Raw genomic sequence first — 26,375 nt, forward strand, 5'->3', positions numbered from 1 at the left:
TCTTTGGGTTTTAAAAGCCGCTTAAAAATCAATGCCGCGGCGGGCTTGAATGCCATTGTTGAAGGCATGGCGTACTTCCTGCATTTCGGTCACGGTATCCGCCATGGCGATGAGTTCGCGGTGGGCATTGCGCCCGGTGACAACAACTGTCTGTTCCCGGGGACGATTCTCTAGCGCTTGGGTGACCGTGGCGATATCCAGATAGCCAAACTTAAGCATATAGGTGATCTCGTCGAGTACCACAAGGTAGGTGTCTGGGTCGCTAAGCATTTTCTCGGCCTCTTGCCATACAGCATGGCAGGCCTGGGTATCCGCCTCGCGGTTTTGCGTTTCCCAAGTGAAACCGGTGGCCATGATGGCAACGCTAAGGTTGGGGTCTTCCTCTAAGCGGTTACGTTCGCCGCATTCCCATAGCCCCTTAATAAACTGCACAACGCCGACTTTATAGCCGTAGCCAAGGGCGCGGGTCACCGTGCCCCAGGCCGCCGTCGTCTTGCCTTTGCCGTTGCCAGTGTTAATCAATATCAGGCCGCGCTGTTCTGTGGCATCAGCGACTTTCTCATCGACACGGGCCTTCAGTTTTTCCATCGACGCTTTATGGCGTGTATTGCGGTCGGTCATGCGATTTCCTCAGTGTCGAACAAGGCATTTCGAAGGCCTAGCCTAAGCGATTCATTAGGGCTTGAATATCAAGGCGTCTCGGCCTTTATTTAACGGTAGTGGGTTTAGATTCAGTATTTTGGCTATTTCAGCGAAGAGAATTGGCCGGTAGGGGGCTGGCTGCTCTAGAATAGTGGGTCATGTCTTGTCAGGAATCTGCCTATGCCTTCATTTGATATTGTGTCCGAGTTTGACCAGCACGAAGCGGCTAATGCCGTCGACCAAGCTAATCGTGAAGTCCAGTCACGCTTTGATTTTAAAGGGGTGGATGCCTCGTTCTCGCTAGAAAAAGACACCGTGCATTTAGAAGCCGAAGTCGATTTTCAGCTCAAGCAAATGCTTGATGTACTGCGTAATCGTTTGATTGCACGGGGCATTGATGCGCGTTGCATGGATGCCAAAGACCCGGTGTTGTCCGGCGTCAAAGCTCGCCAAGAGGTGGCGCTCAAGCAAGGGTTGGATCAAAGCGAAGCGAAAGACGTCGTGAAACGTATCAAAGCCAGCAAGCTAAAAGTACAAGCCCAGATTCAAGGCGAAAAAGTGCGCGTCACCGGGAAAAAACGTGACGATTTGCAAAGCGTGATGACCTTGCTACGCGCTGAAGAAGGGCCTGACCTGCCGTTGCAGTTTGATAACTTCCGCGATTGATCAAAGCGCCTTTAACGTTTTTGCACCGACCATAACAGCCCGACCCTACAGGAGTTTTGCATCATGTCTGATCCGCAGCCGGTTTATCTAAGTGACTACCAGCCCCCCGCCTACCGGGTGACGCATACCGAGCTGACGTTTGATCTTGACCCCGCCGCAACTCGAGTAAAAGCGCGACTGCAGATTGAGCGCCAAGCGTCGGTGGATGCCACCACGCCACTGCAGCTTGACGGTGAGCAATTGACCCTTCACGCACTGTTGATCGACGGCGCACCGTTAGCTAACAGCGATTACCAGGTCACTGAGCAGGGGCTGCGTATTGACCAGGTGCCGGCAAGCTTCACTTTGGAAAGCGATGTGGAGCTATCGCCCCAAGATAACACTGCGCTGGAAGGCCTCTATCAGTCGAACGGCATGTACTGTACCCAGTGTGAGGCGGAAGGGTTTCGTCGCATTACCTTTTACCCTGATCGCCCGGATGTTATGTCGACTTTCAAGGTGACCGTCATCGGCGATCGCCAGCGCGAACCGATTTTACTCGCTAATGGTAATCCGGTTGAGCAGGGTGAGCTACCAAACGGCCGGCATTTTGCCACCTGGGAAGATCCTCATCCCAAGCCCTGTTACTTGTTCGCGTTGGTCGCCGGGGATCTACATAAAGTAGAGGATCATTTCACTACCCAGTCTGGGCGCAAGGTCACGCTGCAAATTTGGGTGGAAGAAGAAAACCTGCAAAAAACCGACCATGCCATGGGATCGCTTAAGCGAGCGATGGCATGGGATGAACAGGCTTACGGTCGTGAATACGATCTTGACCTGTTTATGATCGTGGCGGTTAACGACTTCAATATGGGGGCAATGGAAAATAAAGGCCTCAATATCTTTAATTCGGCGGCCGTCTTGGCCCACCCGGATACCGCTACCGACAACGCTTTTCAAACGGTTGAGGGCATCGTTGCCCACGAGTATTTCCATAACTGGTCCGGGAACCGGGTGACATGCCGTGATTGGTTTCAGCTTTCTTTGAAAGAGGGCTTTACGGTATTTCGCGATCAATGCTTTTCAGCTGAGACCAATTCCGCCCCGGTGAAGCGGATTCAGGATGTGTCATTTTTCCGCACGGCGCAGTTTGCTGAGGACGCCGGGCCTACAGCGCACCCCGTTCGCCCCGATCACTATATTGAAATCACCAATTTCTACACGCTGACGATTTATGAAAAGGGCGCTGAGATCGTCCGCATGCTATGCAACCTGGTTGGCTGGGAAGCCTTTCGCCAGGGCTCCGACCAATATTTTCAACGCTTTGATGGCCAAGCGGTCACTATTGAAGACTTTGTCGATTGCATGGCGGAGGCCTCAGGGCTTGATCTGAGCCAGTTCATGCGCTGGTACTCTCAAGCGGGTACACCCGAGATTGATGTTCACGGTGAATATGATTACGCCCACGGCGAATATCACCTGACGCTGCGTCAGCGGACGCCTGCAACCCCTGACCAAGTAGACAAGGAACCGCTGCATATTCCTATCGCTATGGGCCTGGTGGGAACCAAATCTGGCCAAGATTTGACGCTTACCCTGGATGGGGAAAAGCTGGGTAGACAGGCCGTGATACACCTACGCGATGATGAACAGACCTTTGTGTTTACCGACGTTGCCGAAGCGCCTGTGCCTTCGCTGTTGCGCAATTTTTCTGCCCCGGTGAAACTGCATTTCCCTTATTCGCGGGAGGATCTGGCCTTTTTGTTGACCCATGACAGCGACGGTTTCAACCGCTGGGATGCCGGGCAGCGACTAGCCATGCTGGCGCTTGATGACTTGATTGCTGCCCATCGTAATGGGGTGGAGAAAGTCATGGACAGCCGCGTCGTGGAGGCATTCCGCTCGTTGTTAGCCAATGCGCCTGCCGACAAAGCCGTACTCGCCGAAATGCTCACGCTGCCTTCGGAAGCTTATATCGCCGAGCAGCAGCCCATCGTCGACGTCGATGCCATTCACGCGGCGCGTGAGTTCATCCGGCAGTCATTGGCAATGGCCTTGCGCGATGAATTTATGGCTACTTTTGAGGCTAACCGTTCAGATGACGCCTATGCCCCGATCCCCGAGCAAATTGCCCAGCGTAGCTTAAAAAACGTAGCGCTTGCTTACCTGGTGTCGATTGAAGACGAGCAGGGCTTGGCGCTTTGCGAAGCGCAGTTTGCCGCTGACCACAACATGACCGATGTGCGCCATGCCTTAACGTTGCTGGTTCATAGTGACCGTGACGACCTGGCATCGCCAGCGCTTAAATCCTTTGGTGAAAAGTGGGCCCACGACCCGCTAGTGATGGATCAGTGGTTTAGCGTTCAGGTCTCGCGCCCTCAAGCGGATGTCATCGACCGGGTCAAGTACCTGATGGCGCATCCGGCGTTCTCGTTGAAAAACCCCAACCGCGTGCGTGCGCTTATCGGCGCGTTTGCGCAAAACCGGGTGAATTTCCACCGCTTGGACGGCCAAGGCTATGCGTTGTTGGCCGACGTTGTGATCGAGCTGAATCGCCTTAATCCTGAAATAGCGGCCCGCTTGATCACTCCGTTAACCCGCTGGCAGCGTTTTGATGAAACCCGGCAAGAGTTAATGCGGTCACAGCTCGAACGCATTCAACGCGAACCGCTTTCCAGCAACGTGTACGAGGTGGTCGAAAAGGCGTTGGCGTAACAAGCCCGGTGGAGCAATAACGAAAGGAAATCTCAGTGACAACATCACAAGCGCGTTTTTTACTCATTGTTAATGGTAAATCGGCTGGTAATGTGCCATTACGCGAAGCAGTGACTGAGCAGCGAGAGGCAGGGATGCCGATCAGTGTTCGATCTACGTGGGAGGCCGGCGACGCGACGTACTTCGCCGAAGCGGCGGCCGACATGGGCATGACCCATGTGATTGCCTGCGGTGGCGATGGCACCGTCAATGAGGTGATGAATGGTCTGATGCGTATAGACAAGGCGCGACGGCCTGCCATGGGCATTGTGCCCTTGGGAAGCGCTAACGACTTTGCCACCTCGGTGGGCTTGCCGTTAGACCCTAAAGAAGCTCTGTCGGCAGCGTTAACGTTGTCTGACTACCCGATCGACGTCGTCAAACTGTGCGCTGAAAGAGGCGACGAGTCAGTCTCCCGCTATTACGTGAATATGCTCACTGGTGGCTTTGGCGCTGAAATTACATCGTCGACCCCAAAAATGCTCAAGCGCATGCTAGGCGGCGGGGCCTATTCGCTTATGGGGGCCATCAAAGCATGGCGGCACCGTAGCTATCGAGGCACGCTACATTGGCGTGATCAGGAAGAATCGGCCTCGTTATTACTGTTGGCCATTGGTAATGGACGTCAGTCAGGCGGCGGTCAGGTGCTGGCGCCTAACGCTAAACTAGACGATGGGCATCTTGATGTTCTTGTGGTGAAAGATTTTGCTTCCCCGACAGCCTTGCCGGATTTGATCAACGAGCTGCAGAATTTTCCAGCACAAGGTCGCTTTGTGCGCTATGTCTCGGTGGATGAGCTTAGTGTGACGACGTTGCCTGAGGATCCCCCTTGGCCGCTAACGCTAGATGGCGAAGCGCGTCACTACAGTCGCTTTAGTGCCGAAGTCGTGCCGTTGGCAATTCGTGTGGTGCTGCCCGATAATTGTCCGCTACTGTCGTCGGCGGGAGATGCCTGAAACCGATAGCAACGATCATTGACCGATTAAGATGGATACGATGAGGAGTAAACATTGAGGAGACTAAATTAATGGCTAACCGCGTTTGGCTACCCGTGCTAGCTGCTGCCCTGTTGGTGATCAGTGGCTGTGGCGATAACGACGAGACATCTGGCGCAAACCAAGAGGAAGCGCCTGCTACATCCTCAAGCGAGGCTAGCGAAGAATCCGCTGGCACAGACGAAACTGAATCGACGACGTCCTCAGGCGTTGAAAACAACGCGAGCGAGGCTGATAGCGCTGCTAATGAGTCGTCCCAAGCGGAGGAGGCGTTGGCAGAGGAAGAGTCTCTCAATGAAGACTCGCCACAGGAAGAAGCCGCTGCGTCACTTCAAGACGTTGAGGCCGGGGAAGACACCTTGGCCTCTGATCCCGAAGCGGTATTAGAGGACGGTGGCGCCATGCCGGGTGAGGCGACTCGTTCGGATGTTGATGAGATAATTGCCGAAACCGAACGCCGTTTTGAGGAGGCGCAGCAGCGGCTTGAAGAACAGTTCCAGGAAGTAGAGCAGCAGTCTCCGGTTACCGAACCCATTAGCGATGAAGAAATGGCAGAAGACTGGGAGTTTGAAAGCAGTCTACCTGAATCGGCAATTAACGAAGAAAATAGGCGTGGCAGCGATATTGAGGCGCTCATTGAAGAAAACGAGCGTCGCTTTGAAGAGGCCGAGCAGCGCTTAAATGAGCAGTATGAAGCCATTGAACAGCAACAGCCTGAAACGCTGGAGTTGGAAGAGTAAGCTCGGAGAGGAGTAAAAACGCGCTAAGGGAATAAAAAAGGCCCGCAACGATGCGGGCCTTGTGTATCAACGTGTTTATGCCACGCGGATGTTAGAAGCCTGAAGGCCTTTTTTACCCTGTGTCACCTCAAAGCTGACTTTCTGACCATCTTGAAGGGACTTAAAACCTTCAGCCTGAATTTCGGAGAAGTGGGCAAACAAATCGTCACCGCCGTCATCGGGGGAGATGAAGCCGTAACCTTTGGTATCGTTGAACCACTTGACAGTGCCTGTTGCCATTATCCAATTCCTTAACGAGCTTAGTGATCAAACGGGTCGCCATTGCGTACCCGCCAAAATCACTTTAGATGCTAAAAAACGCTTCGTCCAGTCACAATGCGATGAATCTAGTCCACCTGTGGGAGTGCACTGAAATGACCCCTTTTAGCCTGATTGACGGTCAATTTGTGCCGTTTGTGATTGCCATTACGTTGCTGTCGATTACCCCTGGGGTCGATACGCTGCTGGTAATACGCAATACCGCCCGAGGCGGTCTTCGCGATGGGGTCGCAACGAGCATGGCCATCTGCAGCGGCTTGTTCGTGCATGCCACCATCTCGGCGATGGGGATCTCGCTGATTTTGCTGCAATCGGCCTGGGCGTTTCATGCCTTGAAGCTGGTGGGGGCTGGCTATTTGATTTGGCTTGGCATCAGCAGCTTGCTAGCCGCTCGGCGCGGCCAGCCACTGCCGGTGAAAGGCGTGCTAGGGGACACCTCCGTCGTTCCTCTTTGGCAATCGCTTAAAGAGGGGTTTCTATCCAATGTGCTTAACCCTAAAACAGTGGTGTTTTATATGGCGTTTTTGCCGCAGTTTATTGCCCCGAGTGACCCCGCCCTGGTCAAATCCTTATGGTTGGCGGGTGTGCACTTTGTGATTGCCAATCTATGGCAAATTAGCGTGGTACTGATGGTCGGCAGCGCCGGTAAATGGTTGGCCAGTGCACGTTTTGCTCAGACCCTTAATGCCATGACCGGCGCGGTATTGGTGGCTCTGGGGATCAGGCTGGCCTTCTCAGCACGTCCGCTATAAGGCCCTAATCCCGCGCAACCAATGCGCGGTCATAACGCACCTGTTTTTCGCCGTCGCTGAGCAACGCAACGCCGTCGCTTGAGCCGTTAGCAAGGCTTTCAAAAATAGCCCGGTAGGTAAGCACCGCCTGAACGTAATCGCGCGTTTCACGGTAGGGTATGCGCTCCACAAAAAGATCAAACGTCTCAATGCTGTTCTCCGCTAGCCAGCGATCCACGCGCCCAGGGCCTGCATTGTAGGCAGCCGCTGCGGCTAACCGATTACCCTGATAGCGCTGTAATTTGTCCCGTAAATAGGTGCTGCCTAAGCGAATGTTAAGCGCCGGGTCTAACACGCCATAAGGGCCTGGATCATCAAGACCTAGCTGGCGACTCACCTGGGCGGCGGTGCCCGGCATCAGCTGCATAAGTCCGCGGGCTCCTGCGGGCGACAAGGCATTGGGGTTGTAGGCACTTTCTCGGCGAGTAATGGCCATTAATAGATACGGATCAACGCCGGTGGAGCGACCCCAGTGGATAAAGTCATCGTAATAGGCTTGCGGAAAGCGCCATTCCAGGGCGTCCCACATGCCACCCGCGATGGTGGTTTGCACCAGTCGTGCGTGCCAGCCCTGTGCGGCGGCGAAATCCGCCAGCGCTCGGGCTTCTTGGGTAGACGCCTGCTGCACGGCATATAGCCATTCGCTGTTGGCTAAACCCGCTTCGCCAATACGCAATAAGGCCTGGGTGCGCTTTACCACGGGCAACTGCGCGATGCGCTGCCGCGATGCCTCATCAAAATAGTAGCGCTGGTTATTCAACGCCAGGGGCTGGCCTAGGCGTTCTGCAGCGGCAAACCCGAAAAAGTTGCGTTGGGAAGCCGCCTGCTGGAAAAGTGTCTCGGCAACGGTCTGATTGCCTAATTGTTGATGAGCACGGGCAAGCCAATACTGCCAGCGGGCGTCCTCTTGCTGACGAGTGGGCATCTGGGTAATCCATTGACGCACGTCGTCCCACTGACGGGCTTGCAGGGCGCGGCGTACCCGCAACTCAAGCACGCGCTCGCTTTCCAGGCGAGGCAAAACACGATCCACCCAGGCCATTGAGTTGGGCACCTCGCGCACCAGTACGTAGTACGCTAGCTCCTCTTCGATGCGACGCTGGTCACTCGGTAACAGGCTTAGCCGTTCGGCGAGTGTGCGCCAGACCGCGAGTGCCTGGGGCGTGTCATCATGGATAAGCCGCTGCATCGCGGCTTGATAAAAGGTGGCGGTGGCTGCGCACTCGGGCCCTAGGCAGGTAGGTGAGTTGAGCAACGCCTGCGGATTACTAGCCACTGTTTGGTAAGTATCAATAGCGGTTTGCCAGGCAGGGCTTAATCGCGCACTAAGGTAGTCGGCCAGCCCGGCGTTACCCGCTTGCCAGGCCAGCATTAGACGGTCCCAAATCGCGTCGTCGTCGATGATCCCATTAGCCCGTAAGCGCTCAAACAAAGGATCACAGGCGTTGGGCTGGGATTGCCCCACATGCCAAAGACGTAGGCCTGCTTGCGCCGCTTGTTGGGGGGCTGTGTCAAGGTGGGCCGTGTGATAGTGGCATTGGCGTGCGGTGCCGCTGGGCTCACCATTACTGACGGCACGCACATCGCTGCGCCGGCCGGCTTCACCGTACTGGTCGATAGCTTGACCCCGCATCCATGTGCTTAGCGGTGAATCGCTATGGGTGTCGATATAACGATTGACAGTATCCGGCGATACATCGGGTAGTTGGCCTCGTAGGCGGTGGTAGGTTATGTAACCACTCAAAATGTGATCGTCAATGGCACGCATATCAATACGTTCCCACTGCTGATTACGCGCTGCATCAAGTGCGTCGCGCATGGCACTATCGCTAATGGCCCATGACATGCTTGGTAAGCAGGCAAGTAGAGCCGTCGATACGATATGGACGGTACGGGGCATGGCGATTCCTATATACGGCGCTGGGCCGCCTGGGTGGAATGAACTATTTTAATGCGCAAGGTTCCGACAACTGAACGCCTTAGAGGATTCAATACTGATGGCTCCATTATCCACGTGGTGGTTGCTGCGTCGACTTAAATCCCGTGCTTGGGTATTCAAACGCATGGTGCGTGCCCTGACGTTGTTTTTACCCATGACCCGAGATGTCATCAAGGGGCGGTTTAGGCCTGTGCCCTGGTCGGCCTTTGGCTTGATGGCCGTAGCCGTTTTTTACCTGGTGCTCCCGTTTGACCTGATCCCTGATTTCCTTGTCTTGATCGGCGTGGTTGATGACGTCGTGATCGTCGGTTGGCTGCTTAATCAAATCGACCAGCGGCTCGCTGACTACCGGGCTTGGAAATACCCGGACAACGAGCCCGCTGCTTCTCCGCCTCCCACCGCTTGAAAAATTCTCTCTCAGCCCCATATCTCGTCCACAACTGATTTTCATGCCTTTGCCAGCATGGCAAGGCGCTTTACGCAACGAGATCAATGAGGGCTGAGTAGATGTCCAATACAACCCACGAAGAAACCCTTGGCTTTCAAACGGAAGTTAAGCAGCTGCTTAATCTGATGATTAATTCGCTGTACTCTAATCGCGAAATTTTCCTGCGCGAGTTGATATCCAACGCCGCCGATGCTTGCGACAAGCTGCGCTATGCGGCCTTGGACAACGATGGCCTTTATGAAGGTGACAGCGAGCTGCGCGTTGAGATTGAGCACGATGCAGACGCCGGTACGGTAACGCTGCGCGACAACGGTATTGGTATGAACCGTGACGATGTGATTGCTAATTTGGGCACCATCGCGCGAAGCGGCACGGCAGAATTTCTACAGCAGCTTTCCGGCGAGCAGCAAAAAGACGCCAAATTGATTGGCCAGTTCGGCGTGGGTTTTTATTCTAGCTTTATCGTCGCCGATGAAGTGACTGTGCGCACCCGCAAAGCCGGTGACGACGTTGCCGCTGGCGTCGAATGGCGTTCGAAGGGCGAGGGTGAATTTACTATTGCCGATATCGAAAGCCCGCAACACGGCACCGAAATTGTGCTGAAGCTCAAAGACGACGCGCAAGAATTTGCCGATGATTTCCGCCTGCAGAACTTGGTGCGCAAGTACTCGGATCATATCGAAGTGCCCGTGCGTATGCTCAAGACCGAAACCGCCAAAGACGATGACGGTAATCCGATCGAAGGCAGTGAAGTCACCACCTGGGAAACCGTCAACGAAGCAACGGCGCTGTGGGTTCGCCCCAAGAGCGATATTTCCGACGACGAGTACAAAGCGTTTTACAAGCACGTTGCCCACGATTTCAGCGACCCGCTGACCTGGAGTCACAACAAGGTTGAGGGCAAGCTGGAGTACACCAGCCTGCTATATGTGCCCGGCCGTGCGCCGTTCGATATGTTCGAACGCGACGGTGCCCGTGGCGTGAAGCTCTATGTTCAGCGTGTCTTTATCATGGACGATGCCGAGCAGTTCCTGCCGCTTTATCTGCGCTTTATCAAAGGCGTGCTGGACACGCGTGACCTGTCGCTCAACGTATCTCGGGAGCTGCTACAGCAGGATCCTAAGGTCGACAAGATCAAAAGCGCCTTGACCAAGCGCGGGCTGGATATGCTCAAGAAGCTCGCCAAAGACACCGAGCAGTACCAAACCTTTTGGAACACTTTCGGTAGCGTACTGAAAGAAGGCCCCGGTGAAGATGCTGCCAATCGCGAGAAAATCGCCGGTCTACTGCGCTTTGCTTCCACGCATACCGATACCGCTGCCCAAGAGCAGGGTCTGGCAGACTATGTTGAGCGCATGAAAGAGGGCCAGCAGAAAATTTATTACGTGGTGGCCGACAGCTTTAATGCAGCCAAGCATAGCCCGCACCTGGAAATCTTCCGCAAAAAAGGCATCGAGGTGCTGCTGCTTTCAGACCGTATTGATGAGTGGCTGATGAGTCATCTCACCGAGTTTGAAGGCAAATCCTTTGCGGATGTGGCCAAAGGTGAGCTTGACTTAGGCGATGTGGAAGACGAAGCCGAGAAAAAAGAGCAGGAAGAAACCGCTAAAGCCAAGGAATCGCTGGTTAAGCGGGTTAAGGAAGCTTTGGGCGACGGCGTTCAGGATGTCAAAGTAACGCATCGTCTTACCGATTCGCCTGCTTGTGTGGTGCTACCGGAACACGAAATGGGGTATCAAATGCGCCGCATCATGGAAGCGGCAGGCCAGCCGTTACCTGAGGTGAAGCCGATTTTGGAACTCAATCCTAGCCATTCTCTGGTCGCGCGGCTGGAAAGCGCCGATGACGGACTGTTTGGCGACTTGGCGCACATCTTGTTAGATCAAGCCATCATTGCCGAAGGCGGTCATCTGGATGACCCAGCGGCTTACGTGAAGCGTCTCAACGGCGTTTTGGCGGCGTAACGCCCACTTGCTAGCGTATAACGGCCCCTTGGTTCGCCAAGCGGGCCGTTTGTTTTTGACGTACGCTTAACGTTTCGTTAACGAAATTCCAGGATCCCCAATGGCTGAGCAGCAGATTCATGTCGCCGTGCTGGGCGGTGGCAGTTTTGGCACCGCGCTGGCGAGTATTGCCGCCGATAACGGCGCCGAGGTGCGTCAATGGATGCGCGATGAGACGCTAGTGGCACAGATTAATCGGGAGCACCGCAACGGGCGTTATCTACCGCACTATGCGATGAACCCCGCCGTGCAGGCATCGACCGACTTTGAAACCGTGTTGCGTGACGCTGAACTGGTGCTGATTGCGATCCCCTCCAAAGCGTTCCGTCGCGTTGTCCAGGCGGCCAAACCATGGCTCAAACCCGAGCAAATCCTGGTCAGTACGACCAAAGGCATTGAGCAGGAAGGCTTTTTGTTGATGAGCCAAGTGCTTGAGCAGGAAACCGGGTTTGCCCATATTGGGGTGATTGCCGGCCCCAACCTGGCCTCGGAGATTGCTGATAAGCAGCTGACCGCCACGGTGATCGCCAGCGCCGACGCTCTGACCCGTACACGGGTTCAGCAAGCGCTTGGCTGTCGCTATTTCCGCGTTTATGCCAGCAATGACCGCCACGGCGTCGAGCTTGGCGGGGCACTGAAAAATATCTACGCCATTGCCGCGGGCATGGCGGCTGCGCTGGGCATGGGCGAAAATACGCGCAGTATGTTAATGACCCGGGCGTTGGCGGAAATGAGCCGCTTTGCCGTCGCCCAGGGGGCAAACCCCATGACGTTTTTGGGGCTTGCCGGCGTTGGCGATCTCATCGTCACCTGCTCGTCTGACTTGTCGCGCAACTATCGCGTCGGTTATGCCCTTGGCGAAGGCCGTTCATTGGATGAGGCGGTCGATGCGCTGGGTCAGGTAGCAGAAGGCGTCAATACCGTTAAGCTTGTATGCACCAAAGCGGCCGAGATCGGCGTGTATATGCCGTTGGCTGAAGGGCTCTACCGCGTACTGTTCGATGGCGTGCCGCCCCAGGACATGGCGAAGACGTTGATGATGGGCGAGCAAAGCAGCGACGTTGAGTTCATCCTGCCGCGTGAAGATGTTCAGCAAGCCCATCGCGAAACAGGAGGGTGGCATGACTGATTCAGCAGCGCAGCGACTCTGGCTAATGCGCCACGGCGAGGCGGGCCCGGGACAGCCTGATGAGCAGCGCTCCTTAACCGCACAAGGCGAACGTGAAGCTGCCCAAATGGCGACTTGGTTAGCCGAGCACTACGTCGCGCAGAGTTGGGCGCCGCCGAGGCTTCTGGCAAGTCCCTTTCGACGCGCCCAGCAAACGGCCGCACACTTGAGCAAAGCCCTGGCGGTGCCGGTGGAGACCCTGCCGCTGATTACCCCGGACGATGCACCCGACGCGGTCATCGAATGGCTAATAGAGCAAACCGACGAGCGGCTGATCTTGGTGAGCCATATGCCGCTGGTGGGTGTGTTGGCCGAGACGCTGGTGGAGGGTCGTTCAAGCCGTGGTGTGGGCTTTCCCACCGCGGGCCTTGCCGAGCTAACAGCGCCGGTGTGGGCGTCTGGCTGTGCCCAGCTCAAACGCTTTGTGCACCCCAGTCAGCTGGGGTGACACAAAAAAACGGCCGCAAAAGCGGCCGTCATGGGGCAGGCGAGCGTTGGTTCAGAGCAGCGCATCCAGCTTGTCTTTCAACAGGCCGTTGACCTGCTGCGGATTGGCGGTTCCCCGTGAGGCCTTCATGACCTGGCCGACGAAGTAACCAATCATCTTGCCGCGCTTTTCGGGCTCAGCATCGCGGTACTGTGCGACCTGCGCGGGGCTGTCGGCGATCACCTGATCGATCATGGCTTCGATGGCACCGCTGTCGGTGACTTGTTTGAGTCCCTTGGACTCAATGACGGCGTCGGCACTATCGCCTTCGCCGTGCCATATCGCCTGGAAGACCTGTTTGGCGGCTTTGCCGTTAATCGTGTCGTCAAGCACGCGGACAACCAGTTCGCCAAGTTGTTTGGCTGAGACGGGGCTGTCGGAGATGCTTAAGTTTTCGCGGTTGAGGGCGCCGGACAGCTCGCCTTGAACCCAGTTGGCTGCCTGCTTGGCGTCACCGCACACGCGATGTGCTTCCTCAAAAAACTCAGCCATATCGCGGCTGGCGGAAAGCACCGACGCGTCATAAGCCGATAGGCCAAGCTCATGCTGAAAGCGTTCGCGCTTATCGGCAGGCAATTCGGGCAGTTGGCCGCGCAGGTGATCCAGATAGGCTTGATCGAGCACGACCGGCAGCAAGTCGGGGCAAGGGAAGTATCGGTAGTCGTTGGCTTCTTCCTTGGTACGCATGCTGCGCGTTTCATCGCGTTCAGGGTCGAACAGGCGTGTTTCTTGAACCACCGTGCCGCCGTCTTCGATTAACTCGATCTGGCGCTCGACTTCAAACGCGATGGCGCGCTCCACAAAGCGGAAAGAGTTAACGTTTTTGATTTCGGCCCGGGTGCCAAACGTCTCTTGGCCTTTGGGGCGCACCGAAACGTTGACGTCGCAGCGCATGGAGCCTTCGGCCATGTTGCCGTCGGAAATACCCAAGTAGGTCACAATCGAATGAATGGCTTTCAGGTAGGCAGCCGCTTCTTTGGCGCTGCGCATATCCGGTTCGGAGACGATTTCCAGCAGTGGGGTGCCCGCACGGTTTAAATCAATGCCCGTCATACCGTGGAAGTCTTCGTGCAGCGATTTCCCCGCGTCTTCCTCCAGATGGGCATGGTGAATGCGGATCCGCTTGGTAGTGTCGTCGTCTAAGGTGATTTCCACCTCGCCAGGGCCGACGATCGGATGGTACATCTGGCTGGTCTGGTAGCCCTTGGGCAAGTCGGGATAGAAATAGTTTTTACGGTCAAACACCGACACTTCGGCGATGTCGGCATGCACCGCCAGGCCAAACTGAACCGCCATGGCCACGGCTTGTTCGTTGAGCACCGGCAGCACACCGGGTAAGCCAAGATCGACCGCGCACGCTTGGCTGTTCGGCTCAGCCCCGAAGGCCGTCGAGGCGCCGGAAAAAATCTTCGAGTGAGTGGCGAGCTGAACGTGGACTTCAAGCCCAATCACGGTTTCCCATTGCATTAGGCGCTCTCCTCGGCAAAAGCAGGACGTTGTAAGTGCCAATCGGTTATTTGCTGGAACTGGTGGGCCACATTTAACAGCTGCGCTTCGGCAAAGTGGGTGCCCAGAATTTGTAGGCCTACCGGACGGCCGTGGACAAAGCCTGCCGGTACGCTGATCCCGGGGATGCCCGCCAGGTTCACGGCGATCGTGTAGATATCCTGCAGATACATGGATACCGGGTCTTTATTGGCGCCTAGATCGAATGCCGGGGTGGGCGAGGCCGGGCCCATCAACACGTCAACGTCTTCAAAAGCGTCCAAAAAGTCCTGACGAATCAGGCGGCGAACTTTCTGTGCTTTCGTGTAGTAGGCGTCGAAGAAGCCTTCTGACAGTGTGTGAGTACCGATCAAGATGCGGCGCTGCACTTCTTCACCGAAACCTTCGGCTCGCGAGCGCTTATAGAGATCGATTAGGTCGCTCGGGTTGTCGCAGCGGTGGCCAAACCGGACCCCGTCGAAACGCGATAGATTGGACGACGCCTCGGCAGGGGCAATGACGTAGTAGGCGGGGATAGCGTAATGGGTGTGCGGAAGGCTTACCTCGCGCACCGTGGCACCCAATGACTCGTAGACACTGACCGCTTCGCGCACGGCTTTTTCGACGTCCGGATCCAGTCCTTCGCCGAAGTATTCTTGTGGCAAGCCAATTTTAAGCCCGGAGAGCGGTGCTGACAGCGTGTCGGTGTAGTCGGGTACGCCTCGCGCCATACTGGTAGAGTCGCGTGCGTCGTGGCCGGCCATGGCGTTGAGTAAGTGCGCGCAATCTTCGGCACTGCGCGCCATGGGGCCTGCTTGGTCAAGACTCGAGGCGTAAGCGATGATGCCGTAGCGCGACACGCGGCCATACGTTGGCTTTAGGCCGGTGATGCCGCAAAACGCCGCTGGCTGGCGAATCGAGCCCCCGGTGTCGGTGCCTAGCGCCGCCGGTGTTAGCCCCGCTGCGATGGCAGCAGCACTCCCCCCCGAGCTGCCGCCGGGTACCGCCGTCAGATCCCAGGGGTTTTTCACCGGCCCGTAGTAACTGCTTTCATTGGATGAGCCCATGGCGAACTCGTCCATATTGGTCTTGCCCAAGGTGACGGTGCCTGCCGCTTTAAGTTTTTCCACCACGGTGGCGTCAAAGGGGGCAATAAAGTTGTCCAGCATCTTAGAGCCGCAGCTGGTTTTAATATTTTGAGTACAAAAAATGTCTTTCAACGCCAGCGGTAGCCCGGTCAAAAATCCGGCGTTGCCTTTGGCACGAGCTTGGTCGGCGGCGTCGGCTTGTTCAAGCGCATGGTCGGCGGTCACGCTAATAAAACTATTCAGCATCGCGTCGGACTGCTGGATGCGTTGCAGGTAGTGTTCGGTTAGCTCGCGGCTAGACAGCTCACCGCTGTCCAGCGCGTTGGCGAGTTGCGTCAGTGTCTTGTCGTGCATGACCTGAAGGCTCCATTCGAAGCGAAAGGTAAGGGTAAAAGCGGCTACTGCCATGCGGAGGGGTTACTCAACCACACGGGGCACAAGATAAAGGCCGTTTTCTACCGCTGGTGCGCAGCGCTGGAAGTTATCGCGCTGATTGGATTCTGTGACTTCATCGGCACGCAGACGCTGGGTGGCATCGAGCGGGTGGGCAAGCGGCGAGACACCATCAGTATTGACGCTTTGCAGTTGGTCGACCATGTCCAAAATTCGGCTCAGGTCTTCTACGAAGTCGCTGGCTTGCTCATCGCTAACGGCGAGTCGGGCTAAGTGGGCGGCCCGGCGCACATGGGAGTCTTCAAGCGCCATGATCGGAAATTCCTCGCGAAGGTGATGGAACATAGACCGCATTACGCGGTATACAATCAGTCATCAAAATAACGTCTTGTGTGGCAGACGTGGAAAATAGCCGCAAAAGGTACCACATCTTGGCACGAACGGGCAGTGTTTAGCGTGACTCGTGCTTGCTGCCAGGGGGTTGCGGTGATACCGTTTGCATCCGCACAGGGTTCCCAGTCTGCACTAGGTAACAACATCCATGTTCAAACGTCTGAGGGGGCTGTTTTCCAGCGATCTATCGATCGACTTGGGTACGGCCAACACACTGATTTACGTACGCGGTCGTGGCATTGTTCTTGATGAGCCATCCGTCGTTGCGATCCGTCAATCCGGCAATATGCGCAGCGTGGCAGCAGTAGGTGCCGACGCTAAACGCATGTTAGGCCGCACGCCGGGTAACATTACCGCTATCCGTCCTATGAAAGATGGCGTTATTGCTGACTTTACCGTCACCGAGCAGATGCTTCAGCACTTTATTCGTAAAGTGCACCAAAGCACCTTTATTACCCCTAGCCCCCGTGTCTTGGTTTGTATTCCCTACATGGCCACCCAGGTAGAGCGGCGTGCCATTCGTGAATCTGCCGAAGGGGCTGGCGCGCGCCGTGTTGACCTGATTGAAGAGCCAATGGCGGCGGCGATTGGGGCCGGGCTTCCGGTTGAGGAAGCACAAGGCTCTATGGTGGTGGACATCGGTGGCGGCACAACCGAGATCGCGATTATATCGCTTAACGGTATCGTTTATTCCGAGTCTATTCGCGTGGGTGGCGACCGTTTCGACGAGGCGATTATCGCCTATGTGCGCCGCCATTACGGCAGCTTGATTGGTGAAGCAACCGCCGAGCGCATTAAAGAAGAGATCGGATGCGCCTACCCCGGTGGTGAGCTGCGCGAGATCGATGTGCGCGGGCGTAACTTGGCCGAAGGGATACCGCGTAGCTTCACGCTTAATTCCCACGAGATTCTCGAAGCGTTACAAGAGACGTTGAGCTCTATTGTATCGGCGGTTAAAAATGCGTTGGAGCAATCGCCGCCCGAGCTGGCATCTGATATTGCCGAGCGTGGACTGGTGTTGACCGGTGGCGGCGCACTGCTGCGCGATATCGATAAGCTGATCGCCGAGGAAACCGGCCTGCCTGTCATCGTCGCGGAAGATCCGCTGACGTGTGTTGCTCGCGGTGGTGGTAAAGCGCTGGAAATGATCGACCAGCATACCTTTGAGTTGTTGTCGAGCGACTAATCGCAGCGGTTAATTGCGGGGGATTTGCTTATTAAGCCGCTGTTTTCGCACGGCCCTTTACCGGGATATCGGCTGTTTTTCTGCGTACTATTTGCCAGTGCGCTGATGTTTGTCGACCAACGCTTTACGCGTATGGAAAACGTGCGTGCGCAGATGTCGATGGTGGTCGCCCCTATCCAATGGGTAGTGGGCGTGCCCAGCCGGGTTTTGGATTGGGGGTCGTTGGCCCTGTCCGACCAGCAAGCGCTGGTCGATGAAAATCGTCGCCTGCGTGAACAAATCTTAACCCTGTCGCACCGCGGGCAGCAGATGGCTAATCTCACCAAAGAAAATGCTGAGCTACGGCGTTTGCTGGATGCCGCCCGGCAGCGCGATATCCCCTTCATGTCCGCCGAACTGCTGTCGCTGGACAATGATCCCTTCAGTCATCAGATGGTCGTGGATCGTGGTCATCGTCATGGCGCGTATGTTGGGCAGCCGGTCATTGATGCCACCGGGCTTGTCGGCCAAGTGACAGCCGTTTCGGCGTATTCGAGTCGCGTGTTGTTATTGGCGGATGCTAGCCACGCCCTGCCTGTGCAAGTTAATCGCAACGGGTTGCGCTTTATTGTGCAAGGGGCGGGTCGTTATGGACGTGTGAACGTACTGCATGTGCCCAATACGGCCGATATCCGTGTCGGCGATTTGCTCACCTCGTCTGGCTTAGCAGGGCGGTTCCCGCCGGGTTATCCCGTTGCCCGTGTCAATAAGGTGGCTCACGACCCCGGTCAGCCGTTCGCCCAGGTAACTGCGGAACCAATGGCGCAGTTAAAACGCTCTCGCCACTTCCTGCTGCTTTCTCCGCCGCCAGTGCCCGAGGAGCAAGTCTGGTACGACACACTGCGGGTCTCAATAGAAGCGCTGAGAAGTGCGCATCAGGTGGCCAATCCCGACGATGCATCGGCTTCTCAGGAGGTGCCTTAAATGCCGCGCACACCGGTGACACCTTTGATTGTGGTCTGGTTTACCCTGCTGATAGCACTGTGTTTGCAAGTCATGCCGCTGGCGGATGAATGGCAGGTATTTCGTCCAGAGTGGTTAGGCCTGATGCTGATTTACTGGTGCATGCGTGCGCCGGATCAAGTGGGCGTTCTTCACGGCTTTGTGCTGGGGATTCTGCTCGATCTCATTGAAGGGACGCCACTGGGGCAGCATGCCATTATGTTTTCCGTGCTGGCGTTTCTTTGCGCGCTGGTTTATGCCCGATTTCGGGCCTACTCACTGGTTCAGCAAGCGCTATTGGTGCTTGTGTTGCTGGGGTTGGTGCAACTGATCGACCAGTGGTTGCGCACTCTGGTGGGCGACTTTTCCATTCATCTGGCATTTTTAACCTCGTCGCTGATCAGCGCGGTGCTATGGCCTTGGCTTGCGACCATGTTTGCGGCGTTTCAGCGTCGGTTTTCAGGGGCGTGAGAGCCATCTAATGTCTGTCCCCCGTGGAAATGTTTGGAGCCTGTATGTCATCGCAATTAGCGCCGGTTTTATGTCTGGCCTCTGCGTCACCGCGACGCCGGGCATTGCTCGAGTCGATCGGTGTCGCGGTGCAGGTTCACCCTTGCGACATTGATGAAACGCCATTAGCCAATGAGCCCGCTGAGGATTACGTTCGTCGTTTGGCTCAGGCCAAAGCGCACGCTGCACGCTCGATGACCCCGCTGCCGACGTTGGGATCTGATACGGCGCTCGTCATCGACGGTCAGATTTTAGGTAAGCCCGACGATGAGGCGCACGCGGCTGGGATGTTGCGTCTGCTCTCGGGACGCCGCCACACGGTTTTGACCGGCGTCGCGGTTACCGGGCCTCAAGGCATGTTGGTTTGCAGTGTGGCCACGCAGGTAATGCTGCGGGACATCAGTGACTCTGAAATAGCGGCCTATTGGCGAACCGGCGAGCCGTGTGACAAGGCGGGCAGCTATGCCATACAGGGCATGGCGTCGGTGTTTGTCGAACGTATTGAAGGCAGCCACTCAGCAGTGGTGGGGCTGCCACTTTTTGAAACAGCGTGCTTGCTGCGTCGTCAGGGGGTACCGTTATGGAATGGACATTTACCCGCGTAAACCCACAAGGATTTTTGCATGAGCGGTGAGGTTCTGATTAATTTAACGCCGATGGAGACCCGCGTGGCGTTGGTCGAAAACGGTGTGCTGCAGGAGGCGTTAATCGAGCGCTCTCGTCGGCGCGGTATCGTCGGCAATATCTACAAAGGCAAAATTGTTCGCGTGTTGCCTGGAATGCAGGCTGCCTTTGTCGATATTGGTCTCGAACGTGCTGCTTTTATTCACGCCCACGAGGTAATGCCGCCGGGGACGCCCGTTGAAGATCAGCAAACCATCGGCCAGCTGCTTCACGAAGGCCAGGCGTTGGTGGTACAAGCCACTAAAGACCCGATCGGAAGTAAAGGGGCGCGTTTAACCACGCATCTCTCGGTTCCCTCGCGCTACCTGGTCTATATGCCTGACTCGCCTCATCATGGTGTCTCCCAACGTATCGAAGACGAGCGGGAACGCGAACGGCTCAAAGCGTTGCTGGATAGCAGTATTGGCGAACAAACCCTAGATGTTAACGGCGGATTTATTGTCCGAACGGCGGCTGAGGGTGTGGGCGATGAAGAGTTAATCGGCGACATGCATTTTTTGTTGCGGCTTTGGCGCAAGGTCAGCGAGCGGAAAATAACCGCCGCCCCCTCCACGGTTATTTACGACGATTTGCCGCTTTTCATGCGCACCTTACGTGATGTGATGCGCGACGATATCGAAAAGATCCGCATTGATTCGCGAGAAAATTTTGCCAAGCTGGTGGAATTTGCCGAGGAATTTATGCCCGATGCGGTGGATCGCATTGAGTACTATCCCGGCGAGCGGCCGATTTTTGACCTCTATAGCGTCGAAGACGAAATTCAAAAAGCGCTAGGGCGAAAAGTACAGCTGAAGTCGGGCGGTTATTTGGTGATCGACCCGACCGAGGCGATGACCACTATTGACGTCAATACCGGCGGCTATGTGGGCCATCGCAACCTCGAAGAAACGATTTTTAAAACCAATTTGGAAGCGGCAACGGCGATTGCCCGCCAGCTACGGCTACGTAATCTCGGTGGCATCATTATTATCGATTTCATCGATATGGAAGATGTAGAGCACCAGCGCCAGGTATTGCGTGTGCTCGAAAAGGCTCTGGAACGTGACCATGCCAAGACAAAATGTACCGGCGTCACCGAGCTTGGCCTGGTGCAGCTAACGCGTAAACGTACCCGAGAAAGCCTCGAACAAACCCTGTGTGAAGCGTGTCCTACCTGTAGCGGAAGGGGCACCCTCAAAACGCCCGAGACCGTGTGCTATGAAATTTTTCGCGAGATTCTCCGCGAGGAAAGGGCTTATAGTGCAGAAACTTACATGGTGTTGGCTTCACAGCCGGTTGTTGACCGCTTATTGGATGAAGAGTCGGCTGCCGTGGCGGACTTGGAAACGTTCATCAATAAGACCATCCGCTTTCAAGTGGAACAGCACTATTCTCAAGAGCAGTACGATATTGTGTTGATGTAATCCATGACGACTCGCCCGGTGGTGCGTATTGCGTTGAGAGTGGCCGCGTGGTGGTTAGGGGCGCTTGCTATTACGTTGTTGTTGCTGCGCCTGGCGATGAGTCAAGCGGATGCGCTGACGCCGCGTATTGAGGCCTTTCTTGAATCCCGTGTAGGGGTGCCGGTCAACATTGAGCGGCTCTCATTAGCCTTTGAGCGCAACGATATCGAACTCAAGTTGGGTGGGGTTAGCTCGCAAACGCCCAATGGCTATCCGCTATTTAAACTGGCTCACGCCACGCTACGCTTGGATATCTGGGCATCGCTTGTCGCTCGAGCACCCATTTTCAGTAATGCCGACATCCGCGGTACTGAGTTCCATCTCTATCAACTGTTAGGTAAGGAATGGCGGTGGCCTGCGCCCGCCAAACTGCCGGTTATCGAACAGGAGCCTGAGCTCAATTTATCGGCCTTGGATCGCTGGACGGGTATTCTGCTACGTCAGCGGTTAAGCGTGGCGGATACGCGCGTCGTGTTGCACGGTGAGAATAATACTATCGACTTACATGTCCCCACGGTGCTGCTGGGGGGGGATGATCAGCGTACCCAGCTTGAAGGCAGTATTAATCTTATCAATCAAGCAGACGATGCCGCCTCAACGCCCTTGCCGATGGCGTTCGTTCAGGCTGAAGTCGAGCCCGGCGCGCAGGGTTATCGCGATTTTTCTGCTGCGTTAAATGTGGAAGTTAAGTTAGATCACTTGGCGCTGCTTGCCGAGGTGCTGCGCCCCGAGTATGTGCCGAAGATTACCCAAGCCGGTGGCGAGGCACGACTTTGGGGACAGTGGTACAAAGGCCAGTTGGATCAAGCGCGCGTAGGTGTCGATATTCCCCAGTTGACGCTAAGACATAACGTGCAGCGCGCTATCTTGAGAGAGGTGGAAGCGCTAGGCCAATGGGAACGACAGGGCGATGGTGGAGAAGCTTGGCTGAGTGGCGATGCGCAAAAAGTCGAGTGGGCGCAACCCGCGGGCGTGAGTGATGGTCCTGCGTTGCCGCGGCATTGGTACCTGACCCATCAACCGAACGAATGGGAGTTGCGTACCAGTGCGTTTGAATTAGCGTCGCTTGCGGCATGGCGAGATTATATCTTGCTGCCCGAGTCGGTTACCCGCGCATTGCAAACGCTATCCCCGCGGGGCCAGGTGGAAGGACTGCGTCTGGGTCAACGTGAGGGGCAGTGGGGCGTTGATGCGGCGATCAGTAACCTTGAGGTGTTGCCGTGGGAACAGGCCCCGGGGGGCGGCCCGTTGGATGCTTGGGTGCAGGCGCGCGATTTTAGGGGGCGGGTACAGTTTGCTAATCGCCAAGAAAGCACGCTTTACTTTCCCGAGCTGTTTGATGCCCCCATGCAGTTGCAGCGTGCCACGGGGCAGGTGGAGTGGGTCTACGATGGGCCGCGGGCGTTAGTCAGCGGGCGCGACATTGCCCTGAACTGGGACGGCGCCCGCGTCACCGGTGGTTTTGGTTTAGTGACTGACGCTGAGCAGGGTCACTTCGGCCTGGATATCGATTTTCAGGAGGTTGATGCCGTGGAGCGTCCACTGGCCCAGTGGGTGCCGATGAAGGCGTTGGATGCTGATCTCCAGGAATGGCTGGGCCGGGATCTAGGTGGCTATGTAACGCAAGGGGCGCTAAAGCTCAGTAAACCGTTAGGCGACGACGTTGCTGATGATGCCATATCCACGACACTCGACCTGAGCCTGCGCGATGGTTACTTACCGATTGCCCCAGGCTGGCCTCGACTCGACGGCGTGGTAGGGCGTTTGCAGTGGCAAGATAAAACCTTGGTGGCCGAGGTGGAGCACGCCCAAAGCCAAGGCGTCATGATTACCGGCGGTGCATTACGACTACACGACGAGATGCTCAACCTCTCGGGGCAGTGGCAGGCAAGCGGACAAAACGCCTTAGCGTTTTTGGCGGCGATGCCTAACGACAACATTCCCGATCTCAACCAGCTTGTCCTGCAAGGCGAACTTGATGGTGATCTGGCGCTGGCTACGTCCTTGGCGAATGAAAATGATATGGTCTTGGAAGTCAATGTGCAGCCTAGAGGGATGCGTCTGGGGTATGCGGAACTTGCCGAGCGTATCAGCGACCTACAAGGACAGCTCACCTGGCAGCAGCGAGGCGAACAAAACGCCCTAGTCGGTCAATTGGAAGGGCAGCTATTCGACAGTGGGATTGAAGCGGCCATCGATACGCGACGCGAAGGGATTGCGCTTCAGGGCGAGGCGACGGCTCAAGGACTACTGGGGTTGGCAGGCTTGCGCTCTGAAGCGTCGGCGCAGATTGCCGAGGGTCGAGCCGCTTGGCAGGGACAGCTAAGGTTATCACCTAGTCCGCAACTGTCTCTGGAAAGCGATTGGCAAGGCGTCGCGGTCAAGCTACCCGCTCCGTTAAACAAATCGACACAGCAAGCCTGGCCATGGACGTTGACGGCAGATTTGACGCCATTGCGTATCGAAAGCCGGCTCGCCGATGTGGCCTACCTGAGTGCTCAAACCCGCCAAGGCGCATTGGCCGGCAGCGTTCAACTCGGCGAAGCAGCACGTCGGCCTACTGATGCGCTGCCGCTATCCGGCTGGCATCTGGTGGCTGACGTTGAGCGGCTGGATCTTGCTGCTTGGCAGCGCGCCCTTTCCCCTTTAATAGAGGGGGGAGGCGCTTCTACACCCAGTGAAGCAACGTCAGGGCTACCGCCGCTTTCGCTGCGGGTCTCTACCGCGTGTGTGGTTTATCAGCAAGACTGCCTCGGCGGCGGCACGGCCGAGGGCGACCTGCGTGACGGTAATGCTGCGCTGATGCTCGACAGCGACCTAGTGACGGGACGGGTTGAGTATCGGGCGGCGCAACCCTATCCGTTGGATATTGCCCTTTCGCAGCTATCATTGGATCCGATCGTCAATGCCATGTCGGGAGATAACCATCAGCAGGAAGTACCTGCGCCATCCTCCTGGTTACAAGCGGTTGAAAAAGAGCACCCCGCCACGCCAACGCCCATGGCATTGCCTAGCTGGCTGGCCGAGTTCCCCGATGGTCGTTTGCGGCTCTCCGAAATGCGGCTGGAAGGTAAGCGAATGGGGCCCTTGACCGCTTTTTGGCATGCCGATGAGGGTGGTATTTCGCTGGATCCAGTCGGCTTAACGCTGGGGCAATTGACGGCTTCGGGCGCGCTTCACTGGGAGGGTGGTGCCGCCAACAGCCAAACCCGGGCGGAACTGGCCATCAGGGGCGGTGATGTCGCTACCGCGCTTGAACGTCTGGATCAGCCGGTTGCCATGCGCAGTCGCAGCATCCAATCGGACGCCACGTTAGTGTGGCCGGGTGCCCCGTGGCAGTTGGATCTTGCGCGATCCGGTGGCGAGATCAATATCGACATACGCGATGGACGTTTTCTTACCCTGGAGTCGGCCCCGGCGCGTTTGGTAGGGCTTTTGAACTTTGACAATATTTTAAGGCGTCTACGCTTAGATTTTTCTGACCTGACGGGCCAAGGCACAGCGTTTGATCGTGTGCATGGTGCAGCCGATATCGCCGCAGGCCAACTGATGCTACGCGGTCCATTGCAAATTGATGCACCAGCCGCCACGCTAACGCTTCGTGGAACCGTTGACCTGGTCCACCGTGAACTTGACCAACGCCTTGGCGTCGCATTGCCGGTAAGCCAAAATTTGCCGATGGCAGCTATCGCGATTGGCGCGCCCGTTGTCGGGGGTGCCCTATTTCTAGCTGACCAGCTGTTTGGCGATACCTTGGATCAGGCGACCACGCTTTATTACCGTGTGGAGGGGCCGTGGGCCTCGCCGCAAGTTACCTTAGAAGGTTCTCGATGACCGAACACACTAGTGATTTACAGACGGCTGTTTCAATTTTGCTCACGCCCGGGGGGTTAGACCTTGACGCCCTAGAAAGTGGCTTGGGCTATGCCACAGGTCCCGGTGTGGATTACGCCGACCTGTATTTTCAGCGCACCTGGCAAGAAGGTTGGGTGCTCGAGGATGGTGAGGTTAAAGAGGCAAACTATAACATCGACGGTGGTGTCGGCGTGCGTGCATTGGCCGGCGAAAAAACCGGCTTTGCCTACTCTAACCAGATTACCGCCGATGCCTTGATGGATACGGGGCGTACGGCGTCCGGGATTGTGCGTAGCGGTAAGCGCCTACCAGGACAAGCCTTTAAGCCAGTGACCGCGGCATCCTATTATGCAGGTGTAGACCCGCTTGCGGGCCTGAGCGCCGACGATAAAGTGGCGATGTTAAAAGAGGCTGACCGCGTTGCACGGGCGGCCGACCCTAGCGTCAGCCAGGTTAGTGCATCGCTTTCCGGCACCTATGAAGTCGTGCTTGTGAATGCCAGTGATGGCACGCTCGCGGCCGATATTCGCCCCCTGGTGCGTTTCAATGTCAGTGTCATCGCCGTCAAAAATGGGCGACGCGAACGTGGTAGCGCTGGCGGCGGCGGGCGTTATTCAATGTCGCGGCTGCGCGATGAACACGTCGCAGAGCGCTATGCCAAAGAGGCCGTGCGCCAAGCACTAGTCAACCTTGAGGCGGTGGATGCGCCTGCCGGGCAAATGCCGGTGGTATTAGGCGCGGGTTGGCCCGGCATTTTGCTCCATGAAGCGGTAGGCCATGGCCTAGAAGGTGACTTTAACCGCAAAGGCAGTTCGGCATTCGCAGGCCTGATGGGCCAACGCGTTGCCTCGAAAGGCGTTACCGTGGTGGATGATGCCACGCTAAGCGATTGCCGGGGCTCTTTAAGCGTCGATGACGAGGGCACTCCCGGTCAGTATACCCCGCTTATTGAAGACGGCGTTTTGACCGGCTATATGCAGGATAAGCTGAATGCCCGCTTGATGGGGATGTCGCCCACCGGCAATGCGCGACGCGAATCCTTTGCGCATTTACCCATGCCGCGCATGACCAACACGGTAATGCTGGCGGGGCAAGACGCGCCCAGCGATATTATTAAGAGTGTTAAACGGGGCATTTACGCAGTCAGCTTTGGCGGCGGTCAGGTCGATATCACCTCCGGCAAATTTGTATTCTCAGCAAGTGAAGCCTATTTGATCGAAGATGGCCGTGTGACGGCTCCTGTCAAAGGCGCGACGCTAATTGGCAACGGCCCTGAGGCCATGAGCCGCGTATCAATGATCGGCCACGACATGGCGCTGGATACCGGTATTGGCGTGTGCGGAAAAGAAGGTCAGGGCGTGCCGGTGGGGGTGGGTCAGCCGACGTTAAAAGTTGACGAGCTGACCGTAGGCGGCACGCAGTCGTAAA

General features: G+C 56.4%; 22 protein-coding genes. 16 read left to right on the top strand and 6 right to left on the bottom strand.

Going from position 1 to position 26,375, the window contains the following annotated elements; genetic code table 11:
- Positions 1-21: 21 nt before the first annotated feature.
- On the bottom strand, positions 22-621 hold the full coding sequence (cobO, locus tag BLR97_RS04300; protein ID WP_089702861.1) for a cob(I)yrinic acid a,c-diamide adenosyltransferase: 600 nt from the start codon (positions 619-621) through the stop codon (positions 22-24).
- A 201-nt stretch (positions 622-822) separates the two neighbouring features.
- On the opposite strand from cobO, the gene BLR97_RS04305 reads away from it, so the two are divergent.
- The 4 genes from BLR97_RS04305 to BLR97_RS04320 all read left to right on the top strand — a co-directional run bounded on the left by BLR97_RS04305 (position 823) and on the right by BLR97_RS04320 (position 5,776).
- On the top strand, positions 823-1,308 hold the full coding sequence (locus tag BLR97_RS04305; RefSeq protein ID WP_089702863.1) for a YajQ family cyclic di-GMP-binding protein: 486 nt from the start codon (positions 823-825) through the stop codon (positions 1,306-1,308).
- Positions 1,309-1,371: 63 nt separating this feature from the next.
- Positions 1,372-4,002 carry an aminopeptidase N gene (gene pepN, locus BLR97_RS04310; RefSeq protein ID WP_089702865.1) on the top strand — a complete coding sequence of 877 codons (2,631 nt, stop codon included), beginning with the start codon at positions 1,372-1,374 and terminating at the stop codon, positions 4,000-4,002.
- Between the two features lie 35 nt (positions 4,003-4,037).
- Positions 4,038-4,997 carry a lipid kinase YegS gene (gene yegS / locus BLR97_RS04315; RefSeq protein WP_089702867.1) on the top strand — a complete coding sequence of 320 codons (960 nt, stop codon included), beginning with the start codon at positions 4,038-4,040 and terminating at the stop codon, positions 4,995-4,997.
- Positions 4,998-5,068: 71 nt separating this feature from the next.
- Positions 5,069-5,776 carry a hypothetical protein gene (locus tag BLR97_RS04320; RefSeq protein ID WP_089702869.1) on the top strand — a complete coding sequence of 236 codons (708 nt, stop codon included), beginning with the start codon at positions 5,069-5,071 and terminating at the stop codon, positions 5,774-5,776.
- Between the two features lie 75 nt (positions 5,777-5,851).
- Here BLR97_RS04320 and BLR97_RS04325 read toward each other — a convergent pair whose 3' ends face one another.
- Positions 5,852-6,055 carry a cold-shock protein gene (locus tag BLR97_RS04325; RefSeq protein ID WP_066321172.1) on the bottom strand — a complete coding sequence of 68 codons (204 nt, stop codon included), beginning with the start codon at positions 6,053-6,055 and terminating at the stop codon, positions 5,852-5,854.
- A 134-nt stretch (positions 6,056-6,189) separates the two neighbouring features.
- Here BLR97_RS04325 and BLR97_RS04330 point away from each other — a divergent pair, with 134 nt between their 5' ends.
- Positions 6,190-6,846 carry a LysE family translocator gene (locus BLR97_RS04330; RefSeq protein ID WP_089702871.1) on the top strand — a complete coding sequence of 219 codons (657 nt, stop codon included), beginning with the start codon at positions 6,190-6,192 and terminating at the stop codon, positions 6,844-6,846.
- Between the two features lie 4 nt (positions 6,847-6,850).
- On the opposite strand, the gene BLR97_RS04335 is transcribed toward BLR97_RS04330, so the two are convergent.
- On the bottom strand, positions 6,851-8,785 hold the full coding sequence (locus BLR97_RS04335; protein WP_089702873.1) for a transglycosylase SLT domain-containing protein: 1,935 nt from the start codon (positions 8,783-8,785) through the stop codon (positions 6,851-6,853).
- A gap of 97 nt (positions 8,786-8,882) precedes the next feature.
- Between BLR97_RS04335 and BLR97_RS04340 the strand changes: the two genes are divergently transcribed.
- The 4 genes from BLR97_RS04340 (at position 8,883) to sixA (ending at position 12,891) form a co-directional block, all read left to right on the top strand.
- On the top strand, positions 8,883-9,230 hold the full coding sequence (locus BLR97_RS04340; protein WP_089702875.1) for a YkvA family protein: 348 nt from the start codon (positions 8,883-8,885) through the stop codon (positions 9,228-9,230).
- Between the two features lie 101 nt (positions 9,231-9,331).
- Entirely contained in the window at positions 9,332-11,236 is a 1,905-nt protein-coding gene (gene htpG / locus BLR97_RS04345) for a molecular chaperone HtpG (protein WP_089702877.1), read from the top strand.
- A gap of 100 nt (positions 11,237-11,336) precedes the next feature.
- Positions 11,337-12,404 carry an NAD(P)H-dependent glycerol-3-phosphate dehydrogenase gene (locus BLR97_RS04350; protein ID WP_089702879.1) on the top strand — a complete coding sequence of 356 codons (1,068 nt, stop codon included), beginning with the start codon at positions 11,337-11,339 and terminating at the stop codon, positions 12,402-12,404.
- Positions 12,397-12,891, top strand: a complete 495-nt coding sequence (gene sixA / locus BLR97_RS04355) for a phosphohistidine phosphatase SixA (RefSeq protein ID WP_089702881.1) — start codon at positions 12,397-12,399, stop codon at positions 12,889-12,891. The genes BLR97_RS04350 and sixA overlap by 8 nt, the downstream gene beginning before the upstream one ends.
- Before the next feature lie 51 nt (positions 12,892-12,942).
- Here the strand turns inward: sixA and gatB are convergent, their stop codons facing one another.
- The 3 genes from gatB to gatC all read right to left on the bottom strand — a co-directional run bounded on the left by gatB (position 12,943) and on the right by gatC (position 16,208).
- Positions 12,943-14,397 carry an Asp-tRNA(Asn)/Glu-tRNA(Gln) amidotransferase subunit GatB gene (gene gatB / locus BLR97_RS04360; protein WP_089702883.1) on the bottom strand — a complete coding sequence of 485 codons (1,455 nt, stop codon included), beginning with the start codon at positions 14,395-14,397 and terminating at the stop codon, positions 12,943-12,945.
- Positions 14,397-15,857 carry an Asp-tRNA(Asn)/Glu-tRNA(Gln) amidotransferase subunit GatA gene (gene gatA, locus BLR97_RS04365; RefSeq protein ID WP_089702886.1) on the bottom strand — a complete coding sequence of 487 codons (1,461 nt, stop codon included), beginning with the start codon at positions 15,855-15,857 and terminating at the stop codon, positions 14,397-14,399. Before gatA ends, gatB begins: the two co-directional genes overlap by 1 nt.
- Before the next feature lie 63 nt (positions 15,858-15,920).
- On the bottom strand, positions 15,921-16,208 hold the full coding sequence (gene gatC / locus BLR97_RS04370) for an Asp-tRNA(Asn)/Glu-tRNA(Gln) amidotransferase subunit GatC (RefSeq protein WP_089702888.1): 288 nt from the start codon (positions 16,206-16,208) through the stop codon (positions 15,921-15,923).
- 229 nt (positions 16,209-16,437) lie between these two features.
- On the opposite strand from gatC, the gene BLR97_RS04375 reads away from it, so the two are divergent.
- From BLR97_RS04375 to tldD, 7 genes are read left to right on the top strand one after another with little or no spacing between them, the layout of a single operon-like run.
- A complete protein-coding gene (locus BLR97_RS04375) occupies positions 16,438-17,475 on the top strand; it encodes a rod shape-determining protein (RefSeq protein ID WP_089702890.1) in 1,038 nt (345 codons plus the stop codon).
- A 24-nt stretch (positions 17,476-17,499) separates the two neighbouring features.
- Entirely contained in the window at positions 17,500-18,438 is a 939-nt protein-coding gene (gene mreC / locus BLR97_RS04380; protein WP_089702892.1) for a rod shape-determining protein MreC, read from the top strand.
- On the top strand, positions 18,439-18,927 hold the full coding sequence (mreD, locus tag BLR97_RS04385; RefSeq protein ID WP_089702894.1) for a rod shape-determining protein MreD: 489 nt from the start codon (positions 18,439-18,441) through the stop codon (positions 18,925-18,927). It begins immediately after the preceding gene.
- Positions 18,928-18,971: 44 nt separating this feature from the next.
- The gene (locus BLR97_RS04390) at positions 18,972-19,571 is read left to right on the top strand and encodes a Maf family protein (protein WP_089702895.1); all 600 of its coding nucleotides are present in this window, start codon (positions 18,972-18,974) and stop codon (positions 19,569-19,571) included.
- Positions 19,572-19,589: 18 nt separating this feature from the next.
- Positions 19,590-21,053, top strand: coding sequence for a ribonuclease G (gene rng, locus BLR97_RS04395; protein WP_089702897.1), 1,464 nt, complete (start codon positions 19,590-19,592; stop codon positions 21,051-21,053).
- A gap of 3 nt (positions 21,054-21,056) precedes the next feature.
- The gene (locus BLR97_RS04400) at positions 21,057-24,926 is read left to right on the top strand and encodes a YhdP family phospholipid transporter (protein ID WP_089702899.1); all 3,870 of its coding nucleotides are present in this window, start codon (positions 21,057-21,059) and stop codon (positions 24,924-24,926) included.
- A complete protein-coding gene (tldD, locus tag BLR97_RS04405; protein WP_089702901.1) occupies positions 24,923-26,374 on the top strand; it encodes a metalloprotease TldD in 1,452 nt (483 codons plus the stop codon). The genes BLR97_RS04400 and tldD overlap by 4 nt, the downstream gene beginning before the upstream one ends.
- Position 26,375: the final 1 nt, after the last annotated feature.

Source organism: Vreelandella arcis, assembly GCF_900103865.1.
Taxonomy (GTDB): domain Bacteria; phylum Pseudomonadota; class Gammaproteobacteria; order Pseudomonadales; family Halomonadaceae; genus Vreelandella; species Vreelandella arcis.

What these genes read in the sequence shown, in the direction of transcription:
- BLR97_RS04375 (WP_089702890.1), top strand. Translation starts at nt 16,438, where the DNA reads ATGTTCAAACGTCTGAGGGGGCTGTTTTCCAGCGATCTATCGATCGAC.
- pepN (WP_089702865.1), top strand. Translation starts at nt 1,372, where the DNA reads ATGTCTGATCCGCAGCCGGTTTATCTAAGTGACTACCAGCCCCCCGCC.
- BLR97_RS04325 (WP_066321172.1), bottom strand. Translation starts at nt 6,055, where the DNA reads ATGGCAACAGGCACTGTCAAGTGGTTCAACGATACCAAAGGTTACGGC.
- BLR97_RS04305 (WP_089702863.1), top strand. Translation starts at nt 823, where the DNA reads ATGCCTTCATTTGATATTGTGTCCGAGTTTGACCAGCACGAAGCGGCT.
- sixA (WP_089702881.1), top strand. Translation starts at nt 12,397, where the DNA reads ATGACTGATTCAGCAGCGCAGCGACTCTGGCTAATGCGCCACGGCGAG.
- gatC (WP_089702888.1), bottom strand. Translation starts at nt 16,208, where the DNA reads ATGGCGCTTGAAGACTCCCATGTGCGCCGGGCCGCCCACTTAGCCCGA.
- cobO (WP_089702861.1), bottom strand. Translation starts at nt 621, where the DNA reads ATGACCGACCGCAATACACGCCATAAAGCGTCGATGGAAAAACTGAAG.
- BLR97_RS04335 (WP_089702873.1), bottom strand. Translation starts at nt 8,785, where the DNA reads ATGCCCCGTACCGTCCATATCGTATCGACGGCTCTACTTGCCTGCTTA.
- htpG (WP_089702877.1), top strand. Translation starts at nt 9,332, where the DNA reads ATGTCCAATACAACCCACGAAGAAACCCTTGGCTTTCAAACGGAAGTT.
- gatA (WP_089702886.1), bottom strand. Translation starts at nt 15,857, where the DNA reads ATGCACGACAAGACACTGACGCAACTCGCCAACGCGCTGGACAGCGGT.
- BLR97_RS04340 (WP_089702875.1), top strand. Translation starts at nt 8,883, where the DNA reads ATGGCTCCATTATCCACGTGGTGGTTGCTGCGTCGACTTAAATCCCGT.
- BLR97_RS04330 (WP_089702871.1), top strand. Translation starts at nt 6,190, where the DNA reads ATGACCCCTTTTAGCCTGATTGACGGTCAATTTGTGCCGTTTGTGATT.
- gatB (WP_089702883.1), bottom strand. Translation starts at nt 14,397, where the DNA reads ATGCAATGGGAAACCGTGATTGGGCTTGAAGTCCACGTTCAGCTCGCC.
- BLR97_RS04350 (WP_089702879.1), top strand. Translation starts at nt 11,337, where the DNA reads ATGGCTGAGCAGCAGATTCATGTCGCCGTGCTGGGCGGTGGCAGTTTT.
- BLR97_RS04400 (WP_089702899.1), top strand. Translation starts at nt 21,057, where the DNA reads ATGACGACTCGCCCGGTGGTGCGTATTGCGTTGAGAGTGGCCGCGTGG.
- rng (WP_089702897.1), top strand. Translation starts at nt 19,590, where the DNA reads ATGAGCGGTGAGGTTCTGATTAATTTAACGCCGATGGAGACCCGCGTG.
- tldD (WP_089702901.1), top strand. Translation starts at nt 24,923, where the DNA reads ATGACCGAACACACTAGTGATTTACAGACGGCTGTTTCAATTTTGCTC.
- mreD (WP_089702894.1), top strand. Translation starts at nt 18,439, where the DNA reads ATGCCGCGCACACCGGTGACACCTTTGATTGTGGTCTGGTTTACCCTG.
- BLR97_RS04390 (WP_089702895.1), top strand. Translation starts at nt 18,972, where the DNA reads ATGTCATCGCAATTAGCGCCGGTTTTATGTCTGGCCTCTGCGTCACCG.
- BLR97_RS04320 (WP_089702869.1), top strand. Translation starts at nt 5,069, where the DNA reads ATGGCTAACCGCGTTTGGCTACCCGTGCTAGCTGCTGCCCTGTTGGTG.